Below are 21,139 nucleotides of genomic sequence, written 5' to 3' on the forward strand. Positions count from 1 at the left end.
CGCGCGGCCGCCGCCCCCGCGCCGCCGCGCGGGCTCTGCCCCCCGCCCCGCCCCCCCCCCCCCCCCCCCCCCCCCCCCCCCCCCCCCCCCCCCCCCCCCCCCCCCCCCCCCCCCGCGACCTAGAGTCGCGGATCGACCGGTTCGGATTCGAGTGCCAGCACGGCGAACACCGCCTCGTGCACCCGCCACAGCGGTTCCCCCGCCGCCAGGCGATCCAGCGCCTCCAATCCCAGTGCGTACTCACGCAGCGCCAGCGCACGTTTCCGGCCCAGGCCGCGGGACCGCAGGCGATGCAGGTTCTCCGGTCGCAGATACTCGGGTCCGTAGATGATCCGGAGATACTCCGGCCCGCGGCATTTGACACCTGGCTGCACGAGCCGGCCCACCGATGCTCTGATGTCCGGATTTCCCATCGCAGCCGACTGTCCGCCGAGGGAGTCACTGCTGGTCGGCCGCTCGTCTGCGGCGTCCCCGCTCGGCGCGGTGGCCGTGCCGGTCGTTGTGCCCGCGGCGCGACAGCCGGCCCTCGGGGCCGCGTGTACCAGGGCGTCCACCGGTTTCACCACCATGCCTTCACCGCCATCGCCGGTCAGTGACAGCCACCACGCGGTGGCGGCCGCCTCGCTGTCCGGGACGGTGAGATCGACGGTCATCCGCCGGGTGGCGGTCAGGAGATCCGGATCGGCGGCGACCAGCCGGTCGAGCAGGCCCAGTTGCCAGGGGTGGTCGTGGACGGCGTAGTTCGCGCCCTCGCCGGCCAGAAGTCCGAACGGCGCCACCTGCAACCCGGCGAGCCCGTCGACGGGCCAGCAGTACCGCCCGTAGGCGCGGGTGAAGGCATCGATATCTGTCGCCCGGCCGGTCATCCGGGCCTGCAGCGCACCGACATCCAGCCCGCGGGCGGCCACCTCTGCCAGCACCTGACCGGCCGTATCGACCGAAGCCCGTGCCGCGGCGCCCACCGCCGCGTACTGGTTGCGCAGCAGTTGCTGCGCCTTGGCCGACCAGGGCATGATCTCGGTGTCGAGCAGGAGCCAGCCGGTGCCGAGCTCATCGAACAGTCCCGCGGTTTCGGCCGCCGCGCGGATCCGGGCCAGGACAGCGTCGGTCCGATCCGGTTCGTCGAAGAACGGACGTCCCGTCCGGGTATAGATCATGCCGGTGCCCTGTACCCCGCCGAATCGTTCGGCGGCGGCTTGCGGGGAACGAGCCAACAGCACCACCGCGCGCGACCCCATATGCTTCTCCTCGCACACCACCCGCGTCACGCCTTCCCCGCGGAAGTACTCGAACGCCTGGGCGGGGTGCTCCAGGTAGCCCGGCAATTCGGAGGTGGCGCACGGAGCCATGGTCGGCGGTAGGTACACCAGCCAGCGCGGGTCCACGGCGAACCGGCTCATCACTTCGAGGGCCGCGCTCGCGTTCTCCTCCTGCACCCCGACCCGCCCGTGGTGGCGGGTCTCGACCACCCGGCGGCCGAGCACATCGTCGAGATCGAGGATGCCCGGATCGCGGTGTGTGGGACCACCGGTGGCCGACCCGCCGCCGACCGGCGCCAGCGGGCGGACCGGTTCGTACCAGACCCGCTCGGCCGGTACCGAGACCGTCTGCCGCTCCGGGTACCGCAATGCCGACAGGTGCCCACCGAAGACCACACCGGTGTCCAGGCACAGGGTGTTGTTGACCCAGCGCAGGTCGGCGACCGGGGTGTGGCCGTACAACACGGTCGCCCGGCCGCGGTACTCCTCGGCCCACGGATAGCGCACCGGCAGGCCGAACTCGTCGGTTTCCCCGGTGGTCTCGCCGTACATGGCGAAAGACCGGACGCGTCCGGAGGACCGGCCGTGATATTCCTGCTTCAGGCCGGCGTGGGCCACGACCAGCTGTCCGCCGTCGAGTACGTAGTGGCTGACGAGACCCCGGCAGAAGTCGAGTGCGGCCGCCCGGAATCCCTCGTCCTCGTCGGCGAGCTGGGCCAGCGATTCGGCGAGGCCATGGGTCGGTTTCACCTGCCGGCCGGACAGGGCGCGGACGAGTTTGTTCTCGTGGTTCCCGGTGACGCACAGGGCATCTCCGGTGCCGGCCATTCCCATGACCAGCCGCAGCACGCCCGGGGTATCGGGGCCCCGATCGACCAGATCGCCGACGAAAACCGCGGTGCGGCCGCCGGGATGGCGAGCACCGACGGCCCGGCCGTTCTCGTCGCGGTCGATCCGGTAGCCGAGTGTGGCGAGCAGGGTTTCCAGCTCCGACCGGCAGCCGTGGACGTCGCCGATCACATCGAACGGGCCGGTGAGATCACGGCGGTCGTTCCACAGGCGTTCGTCCACGATCCGCGCCGCGGCGATCTCGTCGGTACCGCGCAGCGTGTGTACCCGCCGGAACCCCTCGCGCTCCAGTCCGCGCAACCCGCGCCGTAGCTCCCGCTGCTGGCGGTGCACGACGTGGGCGCCCAGCGCGGCGCGGTCCGGTCGCCGCGCATTCCGGTCCAGGCAGACCGAATCGGGTACATCCAGCACGATCGCCACCGGCAACACATCATGGTCCCGGGCGAGCGTGACGAGCTCCTTACGAGCCCCCGGCTGCACATTGGTGGCGTCGACCACGGTCCGCAGCCCGCGCCGCAACCGCACCCCGACGATATGGTGCAGCAGCGCGAACGCTTCCGGCGTCGCCGACTGGTCGTTCTCGTCGTCGCTCACCAGCCCGCGACAGGTATCGGAGGAGATCACCGACGTCGGCGGGAAATGGGTGCGGGCGAATGTCGACTTTCCCGATCCGGTGCAGCCGATGAGCACCACCAGGCACAGATCCGGTACGGCGAGATCGGTCACTGCGAGGCTCCTTCGGTGGCTGTGCGGGCGCGGGAGAACACCGCGAGCTGGGTCGGCGGACCGACCTCGGGATCGGGACTACCGACCGGCGCGAACCGCACCCCGTAGCCGTAGTGACCGGCGATGCGCTCCGCCCAGGACCGGAATTCGGCCCGGGTCCATTCGAAACGGTGGTCGCTGTGCCGGAACGCGCCCGCCGGCAGACCGTCGTACCGGACGTTGTATTCGGCATTGGGTGTGGTCACCAGCACCGACTGCGCCGCCGCCGCCCCGAACACGACATACTCGACCGCGGGCAGCCGTGGCGGATCGATATGTTCGATGACCTCCATCAGCACGGCCGCGTCGAACCCGCGCAACGCGCTGTCGGTATAGGTGAGCGACCCCTGCCGCAGGGTGAGCCTGCGCGCGACCGTGTCCGGCAGCCGATCGAGCCGCAATCGGCGGCGGGCGATCGACAGCGCGCGGGTGGAGACGTCCACGCCCACGATCTCCCGGAAGGACCCGTCGTCGAGTAGTTCTCGCAGCAGCGCACCCTCACCGCATCCGAGGTCGAGCACCCGGGTGGCCCCGGCATCTCGGAGCGCGGCAACCACCGCGGCCCGCCGCTGCACCGCCAGCGACAGGGTGGGCTCATCGCTGTCCGCACCGGCCGGCGAAGGCGAATTCTCGTCCCCGGTTCCGGGATCGCTCGAAACGGCCGGCGGAGCCGTCCCCACGGCCGCAAGGCCCCCTCGCTTGTCCTGAACATGGGTATCCCCGGTGTCGCCGAGTACGGCGGCTGCCGCCCGCTTGTCTCCAGTGCTGTCGGGGCTTGTGGATGGCGCCACCGGACTCGCATTGCTCGCGCCGGCGTCCTGTTGGGTGCGGGGCGAGGCCGTGGTGCGCCCGCCCGCAGCGGGGACGTGCGGATCGACCGCGTCTTCCTCGACGTGGGGCGCTTCGTCGACGGCGCCGAGTTCCTCGGGATCGGAGTCGTCGAGTTCGGCCAGCCGGGCCAGGGCCGTGCGCACCAGCGATTGGCGCCGCGCCAGGTAGCGGCGGGTGATCCAGCTGCGCTCCGGGTGCGCGGCCAGCCAGGACCCGCCGGCGCGGAGTAGCTTGTCCACCTCGTCGTTGTCGAGCCAGTAGTGCTTGGCGCCGTCGAGCACGGGGAGCAGAACGTACAGGTGATTGAGGGCGTCGGCCAGTCGAGCCGTTCCGGTCAGTACGAGACGCAGATGCGCCGAATCGCCCCACTCCGGGAATGCCGGATCCAGGGGGAGCGGTGTGGCGTCCACCGACCAGCCGAGCGGCGCGAAGATCCGTTCGGCGAGTCCGGGTCCGCCCCGGCAGCCGAGGGCCGGTAGTTCCAGGCGCAGCGGCAAAGGGGTGCGGGCCAGTTCCGGGCGCTGTGCGCAATCACCGCGCAGGGCGCTGCGGAAAACCGCGCCGATCGCCACCGACAGCAGCGAGGACGCGGCGTACGGCCGGTCGTTCACATACTGTCCGAGCGCAAACGCCTGCGGCCCCTTGGACCGGCCGCGGACCAGGCGTACCGGGTCCACCTCGAGCAACAGTGCCGCGGTACAGCGTTCGGCGGTGGCGTGCGGATAGAGCACATGCGCGGTGCCGTAGGACAATCCGAATTCCTGCACCCGGTCCGGGTTCTTGTGCAGCAGGAACCCGAGATCGGTTGCGGGCGTGGCGCTGTCCGCCTCCGGCGTGCAGGTGATCGTCAACAGCATGCTGTGATCGTCGCGGAGTCGCCCGGACGCGGCAAGGCAGTTTCCCGGACCCGGCCGCTCACCCGGACCCGGCTCTTCCGGCCGCGGCGGCTACCCGGGCCAGCGCCAGCCGGCGACCTCGGGAATATCCTCGCCGTGCTGCCGGGTCCAGGTCCGGGCCCGCAGCCGGGCGTCCACCATGTCCTGGCGCAACCCCGCCGCCTGCTGCCGCAGCGCCGGCACCCGGTCGATCACATCCATCACCAGGTGATATCGGTCGAGGTCGTTGAGCATGACCATATCGAAGGGGGTTGTGGTGGTGCCCTGTTCCTTGTATCCCCGGACGTGCAGGCCGCCATGGTTGGTGCGGCGGTAGGTGAGCCGGTGGATCAGCCACGGATAGCCGTGGAAGGCGAAGATCACCGGGGAGTCCCGGGTGAACAGGGTGTCGAATTCGCTGTCGGGGAGGCCGTGCGGATGTTCCTCGGTCGGCAGCAGACGCATCAGATCCACCACGTTCACCACCCGCACCCGCAGCCAGGGCAGCTTCTCGCGCAGGATCGACGCCGCCGCAAGGGTTTCCAAGGTAGGGACATCTCCGGCGCAGGCGAGTACCACGTCCGGGGTGGTAGCCGGTTCGTCGCGGTTGCCGGCCCACTCCCAGATTCCGATACCGCGGGCACAGTGCAGGGCGGCGTCGGTGGCCGACAGCCAGTCCGCCTGCGGCTGTTTACCCGCTACGACCACGTTCACGTAATGCCGTGAACGCAGGCAGTGGTCGTACACCGAGAGCAGCGTATTCGCGTCCGGAGGCAGATACACCCGCACGATCTCGGGTTTCTTGTTCAGCACCACATCGAGGAAGCCGGGATCCTGATGGGTGAAACCGTTGTGATCCTGGCGCCAGACATGCGAGGACAGCAGATAGTTCAGGCTCGCCAGTGGGCGCCGCCACGGTACCTCCGCGCTGGCGTCCAGCCATTTGGCGTGCTGGTTGAACATCGCGTCGACGATATGGACGAAAGCCTCGTAACAGGTGAAGACGCCGTGCCGGCCGGTCAGCAGATACCCCTCCAGCAGGCCCTGGCACATATGCTCCGACAGCACCTCGATCACCCGGCCGGTGCGGTCCAGTTTCACGTCGTCCGCGCCGATCTCGGCCTGCCAGTTGCGGCCGGTGACCGTGAGAATGTCCTGGAGCCGGTTGCTGGCCAGTTCGTCGGGTGCGAAGGTCAGGAAATTGTCCGGGTTGCGTTCGGTGACGGTGCGGAGCCAGCCGCCCAGCACGCGGGTCGCCTCGTGACTGGTGCGGCCGGGCTCGGACACATCCACCGCGTAGTCGCGCCAGTCGGGCAACCGTAGATCACGGACCAGTTCGCCGCCGTTGGCCACGGGGTTCGCGCTCATCCGTTTCGCCCCCACCGGTACCAGCCGGCGCAGCTCCGAGACCGGGGCCCCGGCCTCGTCGAACAACTCCTCCGGCCGATAGGACCGCAGCCACTGCTCGAGAACCGCCCGGTGGCCGGCGTTCTGCCGGGCCGCGGGCAACGGGACCTGGTGCGCGCGGAAGGTACCCTCCACCGGTTCCCCGTCGACCTGCGGTGGCCCGGTCCAGCCCTTGGGGGTCCGCAACACGATCATCGGCCAGTGCGGGCGGGTGGTATCGGTCCCGTCGCGGGCGGCGCGCTGGATCTGTGCGATGCGCTCCAGGCAGGCGTCCATGGCCGCGGCCAGATCCTGGTGAACCTGGGCGGGGTCGCGGCCGGAGACGATCAGCGGGTCGTACCCGTTACCCCGCAGCAGCGAACAGAGTTCGTCTTCCGGGATCCGGGCCAGCAGAGTCGGGTTGGCGATCTTGTATTCGTTCAGCGCCAGAATCGGCAGTACCGCGCCGTCGCGGGCCGGGTTCAGGAACTTGTTCGCATGCCAGCTGCCCGCCAGCGGCCCGGTTTCGGCCTCCCCGTCACCCACCACGCAGAACACCGTCAGATGCGGGTTGTCCAGTGCGGCACCGAATGCGTGCAGAAGGGAATAGCCCAGCTCCCCACCCTCGTGGAACGAACCGGGTGTCTCCGGTGCGCAATGGCTCGGCACCCCGCCGGGAAAGGAGAACTGCGCGAACAACGCCCGCATGCCCTCCCCGTCGCGCGGCACATGACTGTAGAGCTCCGAATAGGTGCCCTCCAGCCATGCACACGCATTCGGCCCCGGCCCGCCGTGCCCGGGCCCGGCCACGAACACCGCGTCCAGATCGCGCGCGAGAATCGCCCGATTCGCGTGCACCCATACCAGATTCAATCCAGGCACGGTACCGAAATGGCCGAGCAGCCGCGGTTTGACGTGCTCGGGTGCCAGCGGTTCGCGCACCAGGGGATTCGCCATCAGATAGATCTGCCCGACGGAGAGATAATTGGCGGCCCGCCACCACGCGTCCAGGGTCTCCAGCTCGTCCGCATCGAGCGGGCCCCGCGCCGTCGCGGACAGCACATAGGGGCGGGGCGCGATCGATTCACCCCCGTCACCGCCCACATTGTCGGCGGCGGTATCCCCACCTGCACTTGCCAACTGCGTCATACGCCGAACCTCCTGGAGGTCGTGGTCGCGCCGGGCGATCCGCACGCCGGTACGGACGCCCCCAACGATAGCTGGAGGTGTGCCGCGCTCGGGCCGGTTCCCGCGTGCGGGTGCCGCGGTAGCGAGGTTTGTGCGTCTGCACCCGCGGCATACCCGCGAGTCGGGCCGATAACCGAGGCGGTCGCCGGATATCGCCACGGCGGAGTTGCGCGTTCTCGGCTACCGAAGGGTGCTGCGACCCCGCGCCGACGCGGCAACATACGCTCGGCGGATGCAGATATTCGGCAGGATCATCGCCGTCGCCGCCGTGGGGGCGGCCGCGTTCGGGCTCACCGGGTGCGGTTCGGACGAAGCTTCCGAGACCACCGCGACCGCCACGACCTCGGCGGCCGCGCCGATGAGCGCCGCGCAAGGAGCGCCGACCGAATCGAAGGGCCGCGAATGCACGGCCGAGGACATCGGGGTCACCGGTGGTTTCGGGGAAGTACCCGAGATCACCATCCCGGACAACTGCGATCCGCCGAAACAACTCGTGGTGAAAGATCTGGTTCCCGGCTCCGGGCCCGGTGCTGCCGCCGGCGATCAGCTGACCATGAACTATGCCCTGGTCACCTGGTCGGACAAGCAGAAGCTGGATTCCTCCTTCGACCGCGGCGAACCCTTCGAACTGGCCCTCGGTTCCGGCATGGTCATCCCCGGCTGGGAACAGGGCCTCGAAGGTGTCCAGCAGGGCGCCCGCCGGTTGCTCATCATCCCGCCGGACCTCGGGTACGGCGCGGGCGGCAACGGCGTGCAGCCGAACGAGACCCTGGTCTTCGTCACCGACGCCGTGGCGGTACCCCAGGATTGAGCTGCGCTGGTGGGCGCCGGTGCGACGCGGTCGGCCGCCGCCGGTGGCCCGCCAACCGCCTACCGGCGTGCAGCCCACCCGACCCGGTCAACTACCCTGGTCGGGATGCGTATCCCGGGCGCGTGAAACCGCAGGTGCTCGCCGTTCCGGACGGTACGCCGGCGGCGCGTACCCGCGTGCTGTCGCCAGACCACGCGCCATCACCGCGTACCGGTACCGACAACGTGCCGGGCCGAGGTCAAGACGAACCGACGAGAACAAGGAGCATGTCCGTGAAGAGCACCGTCGAGCAGCTGAGCCCGACCCGGGTCCGGATCAATGTCGAGGTGCCCTTCGAGGAGCTGAAGCCGGACTTCGATCGCGCCTACAAGGCCCTGGCCAAGCAGGTGCGTATTCCCGGCTTCCGTCCGGGCAAGGCGCCGGCCAAGCTGCTCGAGGCGCGCCTGGGTCGCGGCGCGGTGCTGGAGCAGGTCGTCAACGATGCGCTGCCCGGCCGCTACAGCGAGGCCGTGACCACCTCCGAGGTGAAGGTCATCGGGCAGCCCGAGATCGAGATCACCAAGATCGAAGACGGTCAGGAGCTGGCGTTCACCGCCGAGGTCGATATCCGCCCGGAGATCACCCTGCCCGAGGATTACAGCAGCATCGCCGTCACCGTCGACGCCATCCAGATCACCGACGAGGACATCGACGAGCAGCTGCAGTCGCTGCGCCAGCGGTTCGGAACCCTCGTGGGTGTCGAACGCGCGGTACAGGACGGCGATTTCGTATCCATCGATCTGTCGGCCACCGTGGACGGCGAGGAGGTCCCGGAGGCGGCGACCACCGGGCTGTCGCACGAGGTCGGTTCGGGTCAGCTGATCGAGGGCCTGGACGAAACCCTGCTGGGTATGTCGGCCGGTGAGTCCAAGGAGTTCACCTCCACGCTGGTCGCCGGCGATCACGCGGGCAAGGAAGCCGTCATCACCGTGACCCTCGGTTCGGTCAAGGAACGCGAACTGCCCGAGGCCGATGACGAATTCGCCCAGCTGGCCAGCGAATTCGACACCATCGACGAGCTGAAGGCCGATCTGCGCACCCGCGTCGAGCGGAACAAGAAGGTGCAGCAGGCCGGCGAGATCCGCGATCAGGTGCTGGAGAAGCTGCTCGACACCGTCGAGGTGCCGCTGCCGGAGGCCGTGGTCAAGGCCGAGATCGACGCCGTGGAGCACGACGCCGTGCACGGTTTCGACCACGACGAGGAGAAGTTCGCCGCGGCGCTGGAGGCGCAGGGCTCGAGCCGCGCGGAATTCGACGCCGACACCAAGGAAGCCGCCGAGAAATCGGTGAAGACCCAGCTGCTGCTGGATGCCGTCGCCGAGGCCGAGGGCACCCAGGTCGGGCAGGAGGAGCTCACCGAGCGCATCCTGTTCCAGGCCCAGCGCTACGGGATGGCGCCGGAGCAATTCATCCAGCAGGTGCAGCAGGCGGGCCAGCTGGGCGCCGTCTTCGCCGATGTCCGCCGCGGCAAGGCGCTGGCGGAAGTCGTCGGCAAGGTGACCGTCACCGACTCGGAGGGCAACACCGTCGATACCGAGGAGATGTTCGGCAGCCCGAAGCCCGCCGACGACGAGGCCGCCGAGGAAGCCACGACGGAGGCCGGCGAGGAAGCCACGACGGAAACCGCGGACAAGGAGTAGCCCAGCAAGCAGTACGGATCGGAAGCCCTGGGACCAGAGGCGGTGTCGGCAATCCAGAGACAGCACAGAACCATCCCCCTGTCCCCGGTATGCCCCCGCCCGAACACCCAGGGCTTCCGTCGTCCGCAAGATATTGCGCTATGAGCGAAGTGGGTGGGGATCGGGAGTTCGGTCACGCCCCGTTTCGTTAATGTTTGTGACAGCAACGAGCCGGCGAGAGAAGGCAGGTATCCGTGACAATCAACCAAGCCGAGGTCATGACAGCTCCGACCGCTGGGCTCAATCTCAGCGATTCCGTGTACGAGCGCCTGCTGCGTGAGCGCATCATCTTCCTCGGCACCCAGGTCGACGACGACATCGCGAACAAGATCTGCGCCCAGATCCTGCTGTTGTCGGCGGAGGATCCCACCAAGGATATTTCGCTCTACATCAATTCGCCGGGTGGTTCGGTGAATGCCGGGATGGCCATCTACGACACCATGCAGTACGCCGAATGCGATATCGCGACCACCGCGATGGGTCTGGCCGCGTCCATGGGGCAGTTCCTGCTGACCGCTGGGGCACCGGGAAAGCGTTTCGCGCTGCCGCACACCCGGATCATGATGCATCAGCCGTCCGCCGGAATCGGTGGTTCGGCCGCGGATATCGCGATCATGGCCGAACAGTTCGCCTACACCAAGCGTGAGCTCAACGAGTTGCAGGCGATGCACACCGGTAAGCCGGTGGAGCAGATCAATGCCGATGCCGACCGCGACCGCTGGTTCACGCCCGAACAGGCGCTCGAGTACGGCTTCATCGACCGCGTGATCACCAATGCGCGCCAGGCGGGCGGCACGGGCAGCCACTAGGGCGTTGTCGCGGATCCGGCCCGGATTCGCGAATCCGTCCGGTTGACAGCTCACTCATAGACTTGGAGACGAATATGGCCAATCCGAACGTTGCACGCGCCGGGCTCGGCGGCCTCGCCCCGGCGGGCCCGCAGTCGCGCTACATCCTGCCGTCGTTCATCGAGCATTCGAGTTTCGGCGTCAAGGAATCCAACCCGTACAACAAGCTGTTCGAGGAGCGCATCATCTTCCTCGGCGTGCAGGTCGACGATGCCTCGGCGAACGACATCATGGCGCAGTTGCTGGTGCTGGAATCGCTGGATCCCGATCGTGACATCACGATGTACATCAACTCCCCGGGTGGTTCGTTCACCTCGTTGATGGCGATCTACGACACCATGCAGTACGTGCGCGCCGATGTCGCGACCGTATGCCTCGGCCAGGCGGCGTCGGCGGCGGCGGTGCTGCTGGCCGCGGGCACTCCCGGGAAGCGGGCCTGCCTGCCGAACGCCCGGGTGCTGATCCACCAGCCGTCGGTCGAGGGCGGTATCCAGGGGCAGGTCTCGGATCTCGAGATCCAGGCCGCCGAGATCGAGCGGATGCGCCGGCTGATGGAGACCACGCTGGCCCGCCACACCGGCAAGGACGCGGACACCATCCGCAAGGACACCGATCGCGACAAGATCCTCACGGCCGAGGAGGCCAAGGAGTACGGGATCATCGATACGGTGTTCGACTACCGGAAGCTCAGCGCTCAGAAATGAGCGTGGCCGGGTCCGGCGCACCGCGATCGTCCGCGGAGCGCCGGGCCGGCCGGGTAGCGGGACCCGGCCGCGCCGCTTCGGCGCCGAACGTGCGACACGCCCTGCGCGCCCGCGCGCTGGAAATCGCGCGACGACGCCGTATCCGCGTGAAACCCCGCACAACCGCGACGAGAAACCTGCCCGAGTTGTCGACCTCGATCGCACACACCGGGTACGGTCAAACCCAGGGACCTTTGTTCCCGGTTGACAGCACCGCCCCTTCGATCCGGGTGACAGCGCCGGATTTCGCTCCACCGCGGGCGCGGCCGGCTGACAGCTGGACGGATGGTTGCACGCGAACAAGGAAGTAGGGACCCACACGATGGCGCGCATCGGCGACGGCGGCGATCTGCTCAAATGCTCGTTCTGCGGGAAGAGCCAGAAGCAGGTCAAGAAGCTCATTGCGGGACCAGGGGTGTACATCTGCGACGAGTGCATCGATCTGTGTAACGAGATCATCGAGGAAGAACTGGCGGAATCGAGCGAGGTCAAGCTCGACGAGCTGCCGAAACCGGCGGAGATCCGGGATTTCCTGGAGAACTACGTGATCGGCCAGGACACGGCCAAGCGGACGCTCGCGGTGGCGGTGTACAACCATTACAAGCGAATTCAGGCCGGAGACAAGGGCCGGGATGCGCGCGGGGAAAGCGTGGAGCTGGCGAAGTCCAATATTCTGATGCTCGGTCCTACCGGTTGCGGTAAGACCTATCTGGCGCAGACGCTGGCGAAAATGCTGAATGTGCCGTTCGCGATCGCCGATGCCACCGCGCTCACCGAGGCCGGTTATGTCGGTGAGGACGTGGAGAATATTCTTCTCAAACTCATCCAGGCCGCCGATTACGACGTCAAACGCGCGGAGACCGGGATCATCTATATCGATGAGGTCGACAAGATCGCCCGCAAGAGCGAGAACCCGTCGATCACCCGGGATGTTTCCGGTGAAGGTGTGCAGCAGGCCCTGTTGAAGATTCTCGAGGGTACGCAGGCGAGCGTGCCCCCGCAGGGCGGTCGTAAGCACCCGCATCAGGAATTCATCCAGATCGATACGACCAACGTGCTGTTCATCGTGGCGGGCGCGTTCGCCGGTCTGGAGAAGATCATCTCCGATCGCACGGGCCATCGCGGGATCGGTTTCGGGGCCGAGGTGCGGTCGAAGGCCGAGATCGATACCACCGATCATTTCGCCGAGGTGATGCCGGAGGATCTGATCAAATTCGGTCTGATCCCCGAGTTCATCGGCCGGTTGCCGGTGGTCGCGTCGGTGACGAACCTGGACAAGGATTCGCTGGTCAAGATCCTGTCCGAGCCCAAGAACGCACTGGTCAAGCAGTACATCCGATTGTTCGAGATGGACGGGGTGGATCTCGAGTTCACCCGTGACGCGCTCGAGGCCGTGGCGGATCAGGCCATTCTGCGGGGCACCGGCGCGCGCGGCCTGCGCGCCATCATGGAAGAGGTGCTGCAGCAGGTGATGTTCGATATCCCGAGTCGCGACGATGTGGCCAAGGTCGTCGTGGACGCGGATACCGTCAACGACAATGTGCTGCCCACCATCGTTCCGCGTAAGCGGGAGCGTCCGGAGCGCCGCGACAAGTCGGCCTGACGCTCGACCGCAACCGTTCCGAGGCCGGATCCGGCGTGATCGGCGGCGTATGCGCTGTATGGTCGTCACCACTCGACATTCGTGCGATGTAGGAGCGGTTATGGCGACACAGCTGCTTTTCGGGGAGTTTCGACGCGAGCGATGCGGTGAGATATCGGCGCCCGCACGGTTCGGCCGGGCGGGCGCCTTTCTCTGTGTGCTCGCGGCAGCGGTGACGGCCGCCGTGCTCGGCACACCGCCGGCCGCCGCCACCGTGACCCAGGTCAGTGTGACTCCGGATCTGAATGTCGGGATCCGCACCAACTACGGGACCGGTTGCAGCTACACCCTGATGGCCCGGCTCAGCGAGGCGGTGACGCCGGTGACCTTCTACGACAACGGCGTTGCGATCGCCACAGTGCCGCCGGCCGGGGGCGGGCTGGCGCTACTCGACTGGGTGCCCGCCTACGAGGGTCATCACACCCTGCAGGCGGCCCAGCCGGGCGGTAGCCCGGCACCGTCGGTTCAGGTGTTCGTGGGCCGCGGCGCACATATCGGTTATGCGTGCTGGGTGATCTGACCGGCGGGCGGGCCTGATTCGTTCATGCCCACGGGACCCGGCACGAATCGGTGCTGAATCCCTGCGAGGTGATGCCGAGCGCGTGGTTGTTGCGAGCCCGGGAGTTCTCCAGGCCGATCTGGTAGGTCAGTTCGATCACGCCGGCCTTGCCGAACCGGCGTTCCAGGTCGGCCACCTGCTCGTCGGTGACCGTCATCGGTGTCGCTGTCATCGCGTCGGCGTAGGCGATGGCGGCCCGCTCGTCGTCGGTGTAGTGGGGTGAGGTCTCGTAGTCGCCGATATGCTGGAGCCGATCGATATCCAGGCCGTCCAGGCGCTGCAGCATGGTACCGAAGTCCACGCACCAGGAGCAGCCGACAGTCCAGGCAGTCCGGTAGACAGCGATTTCGCGGATATTGGCGGGCAGTTTGGTGGAGGCTCGCTCCGCCACGAGTTCGTGTATTCCGCCGGCCAGCAGGATTCCGGTGTGGTGGCCGCTGACCGCGAACGGCTCCGGTACTTCGCCGACTTTGCGCCGGGCGAACCAGTACATGGCCTTGGTCAGCAGCCCGGCGTCCTTCGGGGCGAGCGCGGGGATACGGGTAGTGCTCATCGGTCTCTCCTCGGTCCGGGTGGATGCTTCTACTACCTGGACGAGACAGGGACCCACAGCGTGACGCTCGGGACGCCCACGGTGACGGCCCGGCGCGCGGGAATCCTCAGGAGTTCCCGGCGCGTGATGGGGGCCGGGGCCGGTCGTGGGCGGCCCCGAGGTCGGCGATACGGCGGCTCAGCGCAGTAGAGCCGCCGCATCGCGGCTCATTCGGGCTCGACGGCCATATCGTCGGCGCTCCAGTAGGCACGCATGCGGGTGATCCGGCCCTCGGTATCGAATTCCATGACATCGATCGGGCTCAGGGTCATCTGCTGACCGCCGAACTTGGTGATCAGAGTGAAGACGAAGGCGGCGTGGTTGCCGGCGATCCGCACGGTTTCCGGGGCGAGCGAGGTTTCCCTTTCGAGTGCGGTGATGACGTTGTAGAACTCCCGGATGGCGTCGTGGCCCTGCTTCGGCTCGGTGCCGATGGGGTCTTCGATTACGGCATCCGGTGCATAGAGCGCGACGATATCTTCGGTCGGCCCCGAGCCGACGAGTTTCACGTACTGTTCGACTACGTCGCGGATCTCCCGTGCCATCGCCACTCCTAGAATTGGAACGTGTTCTAGGTTTGGCAGCCTAGCAGTACGGCATGGATTCGGCACCGGGAATCGGGTAGCGGGAAGTGTGCCCACTCTCGGGGCAGATTTGGATGGCAATGAAAAATTGCTGATGAGAGCGCATATCTTGCACAGCGGGCGGGTATCTTCGCTGATCCCTCGGTTCGCCGTTGAATCGCCGCCATGCAGGAAATGCGTCTGCCCGTACTTTCGCTGCCGAGCCGGCGAATGTTACGTGTTTCAGCCCGCGAGACGGTTTCTGTAGGGTACGCGTGCGGTGGAAATCCCGGCCGGCCGCGCGAACTCACTCAGAAATCATTGCTATGACTGCTGGTCTGGCCGGTGTGTCGGCGGTTCGGTGTCGGTATTGTGATGTTGAATCGACCCCGATCAACCAGATGTTCGAGCGACGAGTGAAAGCGGAGGAGATATGGCACTGCCAACGATGACCGCGGAACAACGCACGGAGGCTCTGGCCAAAGCGGCGGCGGTGCGCAAGGCGCGCTCCGAACTGATCGGTCAGGTGAAAGACGGCAAAGTTTCGGTCGCCGAGCTGCTGCGCAAGGCCGATAGCGATGAGCTGGTCAAGAAGACCAAGGTGGTCGCAGTGATCAAGGCGCTGCCGGGCGTCGGGCCATGCGGCCCCAACCCCCGGGGGCCGGGGCGGCCGGGCGGCGAGGCCGGACTGCATCCGTCGAATATCCACGACACCGCCTACAGCGTCGGCGCCCTCGATTTCACCGGCGACACCCCGATCCTGCTGGGTCCGGACGGACCCAGTCTCGGCGGTTTCGTCTGCCCGGTCACGGTGACCGCCGCCGATCGCTGGAAACTCGGGCAATTGTGTCCGGGCGATACGGTTCGTTTCGTCCCCGTCCGGGCCGACCGGGCCGCCTCCCCGCACGTACTGGGCCCCGGACGCCGGGCGGCCTGGCCGGCGGTTCTCTCCGCCGGCGGCGACGGTGACGACGGTGTCTTGCGGTACGCCGAAACAACCGACGGTATACCCGTCACCTACCGCCGCGCCGGTGACGACGGCATTCTCGTCGAATACGGCACGATGACCCTGGATCTCGCACTCCGCGCCCGGGTGCACGCACTACACGAACGGCTGCGGACGGATGCCGAACGGGGAATCACCGACCTCACGCCCGGTGTGCGGTCACTGCAGATCCGCCTCGACTCCACCGCAATGTCCACGGCGTCCGCGCTGGACATGCTGGCCGAAGTGGAAACGGAGCTACCGGCCGCCGACGATCTGGTGGTGCCCAGCAGAACCGTGGAACTACCGCTTTCCTGGGACGATCCGGCTACCCGGGAGGCCATCACCCGGTATATGCACGGGGTACGCGCCGACGCCCCGTGGTGCCCGTGGAATATCGAGTTCATCCGGCGGATGAACGGGCTGGAGACCGTAGCCGAGGTCTTCGATACCGTGTTCGCGGCCGAGTATCTCGTCCTCGGGCTCGGTGATGTCTACCTCGGCGCCCCGCTGGCCACCCCGACCGATCCGCGGCATCGCCTGATCACCACCAAATACAACCCGGCCCGCACGTGGACCCCGGAGAACGCGGTGGGTATCGGCGGTGCGTACCTGTGCATCTACGGGATGGAGGGCCCGGGCGGCTATCAGTTCGTCGGCCGGACCACCCAGGTGTGGAGCCGGCGCACAGACCGGGAAACGCCTTGGCTGCTGCGATTCTTCGACCGTATCCGCTGGTACCCGGTGAGCGCGGACGAACTGCTCGACCTGCGCGCGGATTTCGCGGCCGGACGCGGCGAACTCCGGGCCCACGACGGCGAGTTCCGGCTGGCCGACCACCACCGGTTCCTGACCGACCACGCCGAATCCATCGACGCGTTCCGGACCCGTCAGACCGCGGCGTTCGCTGCCGAACGGGATTCCTGGCGCAGGTCGGGCGAACTGACCGAATGAGGTACGGCCCGGCGCGCCACTCGTACCCGGGCCGAGCCGGTAGCTCAGGCTCCGGCAGGTACCGGGGCCTCGAGCTGGGTCAGCACACTGTCGGTGCTCAGTACCATCCCGCAGCGCCGGGCAGTGTATTTCAGGGCGATCGAGTGTTCGTCGCGGCTGAAATCCGCGACCCCGTCGTGCACCATGAACGCGCGGATATCGTTCATGAAAGCCTCGGCGGCACTGAGCATGCAGCCCATATGCGCGTACACACCGGTGACGATGAGCTGATCGCGATTGCGGTAACCCAGCAACTGGCGCAGATCGGTGCGCTGGAACGCCGAATAGCGCCATTTGGTGACCTGGATATCGTTCTCCTCGGGTTTCAGCTCCGCGATGACCTCGGTATCGGGTCCGTCGGACATCCCGGTCCCCCAGAAGTCCGCGAGCAATCCGCGCCGGTCGGGATGCTGGTCGCCGGGCTGCATACTGTAGATCACCGGGATGCCCAGTTCATGGCATTTATCGCGTAATCGGGAAATATTGTCGATCATCGTCCGCGCCGGATCGCGGTCGAGCTGATAAGCGGTGAGGAAATAGTTCTGCATATCGTGGATCAGCAGGGCGCATCTGTCGGGTTCGATCCGCCAGGACACCTGGTTGGCGATCTCGTCGTCCAACGGCGGCATCGCATAGGGTGCGATCGGCTGCATGGGCATGGCCAGAACTCCTCATCTTCTTTGTAGCCCACAACTTTCTGGATGGCTGCAGGCCCGGGCGCAGTAGCGAAAGGGTTTCGGGTCAGGACACGGCCGCTGCCTTCCCGCCGACTCCGAGCGGTCCGAGAACGCGCTGCAGCTTTCCGGTGGTCTCGGCCAGTTCGTCCTCGGGATCGGATTCGGCGACGATCCCGCCACCCGCGTAGGCCAGCAGGGTCCGGTGGTCCGCGGCCAGTTCCGCGCAGCGGATGCTCACCATCCATTCCCCGTTGCCGTCGGCGTCGCACCAGCCCACCGCGCCGGCGTAGAAACCGCGCTCGCCCTCTAGTTCGGCGATCAACCGGGCCGCCGCGGCGGTCGGTGTTCCGCAGATCGCAGGGGTGGGATGCAGGGCGTCGGCCAGTTCCAGCGCGGTCGGGCCGGTGGCCGGCACCGTCGCGGCGATCGTGGTGCCCAGATGCCACATTGCCGGGGTCTCGGTGAGGTCGGGGGTGGCCGGCGTTCGCACATCGGTGCACCGGTCACGCAGTACGTCGGCGACATGGTCGACCACATAGCCGTGCTCGTGCCGGTCCTTGGTGGAACCGAGCAGGGTTTCGGCCGCGATCCGATCGGCCACCGGGTCCTCGGGTATCCGGCGCGCGGAGCCCGCGAGCGGATGACTGGTGACCTCCGGCCCGAGCCGGCGCACCAGGATCTCCGGACTCGAACCGACCAGATGCCGCCCGGTGTAGACACCACCGGCGGCGGACAGATCGACCAGGTACCCGTTTCCGGCGGGGTCGGTGGAGACCAGCAGGTCGAGCAGATCGGCCGCGCGCACCGGGCGATCGGCGCGGGCGCGAAGCGCTCTGGCCAGCACCACTTTCCGCAGTGGATGCGCGGGATCGGCCAGCAGCCGGATCGCGGCGCCCACCCGGCGGACGTGCTCCTCGGGCTCGGGGAGGTTGTCGGTGATCTCGATATCGGGTGCGGACACGGCACCCGGAGTGCGGGGACCGTCGGTCACCGCAATCGTGTCCGGCGCCCACAAAGCGGCCGGGGCGCCGGGCGTGAACGGCAGCGCGCCGACGATATGGCTCACGCGCCGGGCCCGCAGCTGGGCCGCGGCTTCGGCGGCGCTGTGGAAGACACGGCCCCCGGCCGACGCGGTCACGGTACGTTGCGGCCGGGACAGGACAAAAGCGGGATCCGCGGGGTGAGCGGAGTTCTCGGCGTTGATGATGATCATCCTCTCGTGTCACATATCCAGCGTTGCGCCGCCGTCGACCCGCAGGTCGTGCATGGTGATGTGGCGCGCGGCGTCGGAAACCAGGAAGTGGACGGCGGCGGCGATATCGGCCGGTTCGGCGATCCGCCGCAACGGGATTCCCAGCCGGTAGTTCTCCGGATCACCGTCGAGCAGGCTGGTGCGCGCGGCGTCGCCGAGTCCGTGTTCGCCGGAATCGGCGTACATTCCGCGTAGGAGCGGGGTGTCGGTGGATCCCGGCGACACCAGGTTCACCCGGACCCCGTGTGGTGCGACCTGCAGTGCCAGCGACCGGGTGAATGCCGTGGTGGCAGCCTTGGCGGCGCCGTAGGCAGCCAGTCCGACCCGCGGCGTCGTCGCGGAATTCGAGGAGACGACCACGATGGAACCGCGCTGTACCGCGACCATTTCGCGGGCGGCGCGCTGGGCCACGTACACGGCGGCGTTGGTGTTGACCGCCAGGCAGCGCTGCCAGTCGCCGGCGCCGGTTTCCAGGGCGGAGCCGCCGATCATCGCGCCGGCGGTATGTACCACGACCCGCGGTGCGCCGTATTCGGCGACTACACGATCGAACGCGGCGGCGACGGCCGCCGCGTCGGTGAGATCGATTTCGGTGCCGCGGGCGGCAATTCCCTCGTGCTGCCGCCCGAGCCGTTCGGCCACCTCGTGCACTCGGGGATCGGTATCCCACAATTCGATGAGTGGAGCCTCGCCGGCGAGTGCGGTGGCGACTGCCGCGCCGATGCCCCCGGCGGCTCCGGTGACGATGACCCCTTCGCCCCATTGCTTCGTGACCATTAGGTTAGCCTAACCTGAAGTTACACCGTAAGGCTAGCATTCCGGTGTGACATCGAACAAGATCGCCGATCGGAAAGAGGTGCTCCATGCCATCGTCCGTCCTGCCCGGTTTCACACCGTGGCCACCGGAACAGGCAATTCGGTATCGCGGCGAAAAGTGCTGGACCGGTGAGACGTTCGCGCAGCTGCTGAGTTCCCGCGCCGCCGAGACCCCCGAAGCGATCGCCGTCGTCGACGCCACCCACCGCTGGACCTACGCCGAACTGGAGCGCCGCGCGCGATCGCTGGCCACCGGCCTGATACGGCTCGGAATCGGCCACCACGACCGCGTCCTCGTCCAGCTCCCCAACCGCGCGGAATTCGTGGAAGTCATTTTCGCGCTGTTCGAAATCGGCGCGCTGCCGGTGTTCTGCCTGCCCGCGCACCGCGAATCCGAACTGGTGCCCATCGGCAACGCGAGCAGAGCGGTCGCCATGATCACCTGCGCCACCCACCAGCGTTTCGACCATGCGGCACTGGCCGATACCGTGCGGCGCCGAGTCGATACCCTGCGCCATGTCCTGCTCCTCACCGACGACCCGGAGACCGAATTCGCCGAGGGCGCCACCGATCTCGCCGGATACCGCGACGAACCGGGCGAGATGCCCGAACTCGACGCCGGTGATGTCGCGTTCCTGCAGCTCTCGGGCGGTAGCACCGGAATCCCCAAACTCATCCCCCGCACCCACGACGACTACCTCTACAGCGTGCGGCGCAGCGCCGAGATCACCGAACTGGGCCCGGACTCGGTCTACCTCGCCACCCTGCCGGTGGCCCACAACTTCCCGATGAGCTCGCCCGGGATTCTGGGCGCGCTGTACGCGGGCGGCACGGTCGCGATGACACCGGATCCGACCCCCTCGACGGCGTTCGCGGCGATCGAACGTTTCGGGGTCACCATCACCGGACTGGTCCCGCCGCTGGCACGGTTGTGGGTCGAGCGAGCCGAAAAGGGCGGAGAACTGCCGGATCTGTCCAGCCTGCGGGTGATTCAGGTGGGCGGCGCCCGCTGCCCGGACGAATTGGCCCGCCGTGTCGGACCCGCGCTGGGCGTAACCCTGCAGCAGGTGTTCGGGATGGCCGAGGGCCTGGTGTGTTACACCCGGCTGGACGATCCGATCGAGGTCGTCGTCTCCACTCAGGGCCGGCCGATGTCGGAGCTGGACCAGATCAAGATCGTCGACGACAACGGTGCCGAGGTCGCGCCGGGTGCCGACGGGAACCTGAAGACCCGAGGGCCCTATACGATTCGCGGCTATTACGACAATCCCGAGGCCAATGCCCGTAGTTTCGACGCCGACGGCTGGTACAGCACCGGCGATATCGTCGCGCTGCGCCCGGACGGCAACCTCGTCGTGAAGGGCCGGGCGGGCGACTGGGTCAACCGTGGCGGCGAGAAGGTATCGGCCGAAGAGCTCGAGGCCCATCTGCTCGAACACCCCGGTATCCGCGACGCGGTGATCGTCGGAACCTCGGATCCGGTGCTCGGACAACGTATCTGCGCCTTCGTGCAACCCGTGGACCCCGCGACCCCGCCGACGCTGACCACGGTCCGCAGTTTCGTCCGCGGACGCGGTATCGCCGCGTGGAAGATGCCCGATGCCGTGGTGACCGTCGAGGAGTTCCCGGAAACCGGGGTAGGTAAGACCAGCCGCCGCGATCTGCGCCGGCTGCTGGCCGAGGGGCACCGCGCACAGTAACCCCCGGTGGGCGCCGGGACGCCGCACGCCGGGCGGGGGCGCGCCCCCGGCCACGGGAGACGCACCACCCACCCCACGAGACCAAAG

General features: G+C 67.7%; 16 protein-coding genes. 8 read left to right on the forward strand and 8 right to left on the reverse strand.

The window, feature by feature from the left end:
- Nucleotides 1-119: 119 nt before the first annotated feature.
- The 3 genes from QH195_RS11020 to QH195_RS11030 form a co-directional block, all read right to left on the reverse strand.
- Nucleotides 120-2,834 (reverse strand): polynucleotide kinase-phosphatase, encoded by a 2,715-nt coding sequence (locus QH195_RS11020; RefSeq protein WP_280435285.1) that lies wholly within the window; start codon nt 2,832-2,834, stop codon nt 120-122.
- The gene (locus tag QH195_RS11025) at nt 2,831-4,561 is read right to left on the reverse strand and encodes a 3' terminal RNA ribose 2'-O-methyltransferase Hen1 (protein ID WP_280435286.1); all 1,731 of its coding nucleotides are present in this window, start codon (nt 4,559-4,561) and stop codon (nt 2,831-2,833) included. Before QH195_RS11025 ends, QH195_RS11020 begins: the two co-directional genes overlap by 4 nt.
- 90 nt (nt 4,562-4,651) lie before the next feature.
- On the reverse strand, nt 4,652-7,114 hold the full coding sequence (locus tag QH195_RS11030; protein ID WP_280435287.1) for a phosphoketolase family protein: 2,463 nt from the start codon (nt 7,112-7,114) through the stop codon (nt 4,652-4,654).
- Nucleotides 7,115-7,385: 271 nt separating this feature from the next.
- On the opposite strand from QH195_RS11030, the gene QH195_RS11035 reads away from it, so the two are divergent.
- The 6 genes from QH195_RS11035 to QH195_RS11060 all read left to right on the forward strand — a co-directional run bounded on the left by QH195_RS11035 (nt 7,386) and on the right by QH195_RS11060 (nt 13,435).
- The gene (locus QH195_RS11035) at nt 7,386-7,964 is read left to right on the forward strand and encodes an FKBP-type peptidyl-prolyl cis-trans isomerase (RefSeq protein WP_280435288.1); all 579 of its coding nucleotides are present in this window, start codon (nt 7,386-7,388) and stop codon (nt 7,962-7,964) included.
- 272 nt (nt 7,965-8,236) lie between these two features.
- Nucleotides 8,237-9,643, forward strand: coding sequence for a trigger factor (gene tig / locus QH195_RS11040; protein ID WP_280435289.1), 1,407 nt, complete (start codon nt 8,237-8,239; stop codon nt 9,641-9,643).
- A gap of 257 nt (nt 9,644-9,900) precedes the next feature.
- Nucleotides 9,901-10,491, forward strand: coding sequence for an ATP-dependent Clp protease proteolytic subunit (locus QH195_RS11045; RefSeq protein WP_063038080.1), 591 nt, complete (start codon nt 9,901-9,903; stop codon nt 10,489-10,491).
- A gap of 74 nt (nt 10,492-10,565) precedes the next feature.
- On the forward strand, nt 10,566-11,234 hold the full coding sequence (locus QH195_RS11050; protein WP_051157257.1) for an ATP-dependent Clp protease proteolytic subunit: 669 nt from the start codon (nt 10,566-10,568) through the stop codon (nt 11,232-11,234).
- Between the two features lie 361 nt (nt 11,235-11,595).
- The gene (clpX, locus tag QH195_RS11055; RefSeq protein ID WP_030523255.1) at nt 11,596-12,876 is read left to right on the forward strand and encodes an ATP-dependent Clp protease ATP-binding subunit ClpX; all 1,281 of its coding nucleotides are present in this window, start codon (nt 11,596-11,598) and stop codon (nt 12,874-12,876) included.
- A 100-nt stretch (nt 12,877-12,976) separates the two neighbouring features.
- On the forward strand, nt 12,977-13,435 hold the full coding sequence (locus QH195_RS11060) for a hypothetical protein (protein WP_280435290.1): 459 nt from the start codon (nt 12,977-12,979) through the stop codon (nt 13,433-13,435).
- A gap of 22 nt (nt 13,436-13,457) precedes the next feature.
- On the opposite strand, the gene QH195_RS11065 is transcribed toward QH195_RS11060, so the two are convergent.
- Nucleotides 13,458-14,027, reverse strand: a complete 570-nt coding sequence (locus QH195_RS11065) for a carboxymuconolactone decarboxylase family protein (RefSeq protein WP_280420321.1) — start codon at nt 14,025-14,027, stop codon at nt 13,458-13,460.
- A 206-nt stretch (nt 14,028-14,233) separates the two neighbouring features.
- Nucleotides 14,234-14,611 carry a nuclear transport factor 2 family protein gene (locus QH195_RS11070; protein ID WP_280423070.1) on the reverse strand — a complete coding sequence of 126 codons (378 nt, stop codon included), beginning with the start codon at nt 14,609-14,611 and terminating at the stop codon, nt 14,234-14,236.
- A 451-nt stretch (nt 14,612-15,062) separates the two neighbouring features.
- On the opposite strand from QH195_RS11070, the gene mihF reads away from it, so the two are divergent.
- Nucleotides 15,063-16,568 carry an integration host factor, actinobacterial type gene (gene mihF, locus QH195_RS11080; RefSeq protein ID WP_432278833.1) on the forward strand — a complete coding sequence of 502 codons (1,506 nt, stop codon included), beginning with the start codon at nt 15,063-15,065 and terminating at the stop codon, nt 16,566-16,568.
- A 44-nt stretch (nt 16,569-16,612) separates the two neighbouring features.
- Here mihF and QH195_RS11085 read toward each other — a convergent pair whose 3' ends face one another.
- From QH195_RS11085 to QH195_RS11095, 3 genes are all read right to left on the reverse strand, one after another.
- Nucleotides 16,613-17,266: an isochorismatase family protein gene (locus QH195_RS11085; RefSeq protein ID WP_280423569.1), complete on the reverse strand. Its 654-nt coding sequence runs from the start codon at nt 17,264-17,266 to the stop codon at nt 16,613-16,615.
- An 82-nt stretch (nt 17,267-17,348) separates the two neighbouring features.
- Complete coding sequence (locus QH195_RS11090; RefSeq protein ID WP_280423568.1) at nt 17,349-18,497, reverse strand: isochorismate synthase; 1,149 nt, start codon at nt 18,495-18,497, stop codon at nt 17,349-17,351.
- 9 nt (nt 18,498-18,506) lie between these two features.
- Nucleotides 18,507-19,313: an SDR family oxidoreductase gene (locus tag QH195_RS11095; RefSeq protein WP_280423567.1), complete on the reverse strand. Its 807-nt coding sequence runs from the start codon at nt 19,311-19,313 to the stop codon at nt 18,507-18,509.
- 86 nt (nt 19,314-19,399) lie between these two features.
- Between QH195_RS11095 and QH195_RS11100 the strand changes: the two genes are divergently transcribed.
- Entirely contained in the window at nt 19,400-21,052 is a 1,653-nt protein-coding gene (locus tag QH195_RS11100; RefSeq protein WP_280435291.1) for a (2,3-dihydroxybenzoyl)adenylate synthase, read from the forward strand.
- Nucleotides 21,053-21,139 lie beyond the last annotated feature (87 nt).

Origin of the sequence: Nocardia carnea, from assembly GCF_029868855.1 — a bacterium.
In the GTDB taxonomy this organism is placed as follows: Bacteria; Actinomycetota; Actinomycetes; order Mycobacteriales; family Mycobacteriaceae; genus Nocardia; species Nocardia carnea_A.

Bases quoted from the DNA above. Each gene is read 5' to 3' on its own strand.
- QH195_RS11025 (WP_280435286.1), bottom strand. From the start codon at position 4,561: ATGCTGTTGACGATCACCTGCACGCCGGAGGCGGACAGCGCCACGCCC.
- QH195_RS11030 (WP_280435287.1), bottom strand. From the start codon at position 7,114: ATGACGCAGTTGGCAAGTGCAGGTGGGGATACCGCCGCCGACAATGTG.
- QH195_RS11035 (WP_280435288.1), top strand. From the start codon at position 7,386: ATGCAGATATTCGGCAGGATCATCGCCGTCGCCGCCGTGGGGGCGGCC.
- QH195_RS11045 (WP_063038080.1), top strand. From the start codon at position 9,901: ATGACAGCTCCGACCGCTGGGCTCAATCTCAGCGATTCCGTGTACGAG.
- QH195_RS11050 (WP_051157257.1), top strand. From the start codon at position 10,566: ATGGCCAATCCGAACGTTGCACGCGCCGGGCTCGGCGGCCTCGCCCCG.
- clpX (WP_030523255.1), top strand. From the start codon at position 11,596: ATGGCGCGCATCGGCGACGGCGGCGATCTGCTCAAATGCTCGTTCTGC.
- QH195_RS11060 (WP_280435290.1), top strand. From the start codon at position 12,977: ATGGCGACACAGCTGCTTTTCGGGGAGTTTCGACGCGAGCGATGCGGT.
- QH195_RS11065 (WP_280420321.1), bottom strand. From the start codon at position 14,027: ATGAGCACTACCCGTATCCCCGCGCTCGCCCCGAAGGACGCCGGGCTG.
- QH195_RS11070 (WP_280423070.1), bottom strand. From the start codon at position 14,611: ATGGCACGGGAGATCCGCGACGTAGTCGAACAGTACGTGAAACTCGTC.
- mihF (WP_432278833.1), top strand. From the start codon at position 15,063: ATGGCACTGCCAACGATGACCGCGGAACAACGCACGGAGGCTCTGGCC.
- QH195_RS11085 (WP_280423569.1), bottom strand. From the start codon at position 17,266: ATGCCCATGCAGCCGATCGCACCCTATGCGATGCCGCCGTTGGACGAC.
- QH195_RS11090 (WP_280423568.1), bottom strand. From the start codon at position 18,497: ATGATCATCATCAACGCCGAGAACTCCGCTCACCCCGCGGATCCCGCT.
- QH195_RS11095 (WP_280423567.1), bottom strand. From the start codon at position 19,313: ATGGTCACGAAGCAATGGGGCGAAGGGGTCATCGTCACCGGAGCCGCC.
- QH195_RS11100 (WP_280435291.1), top strand. From the start codon at position 19,400: ATGCCATCGTCCGTCCTGCCCGGTTTCACACCGTGGCCACCGGAACAG.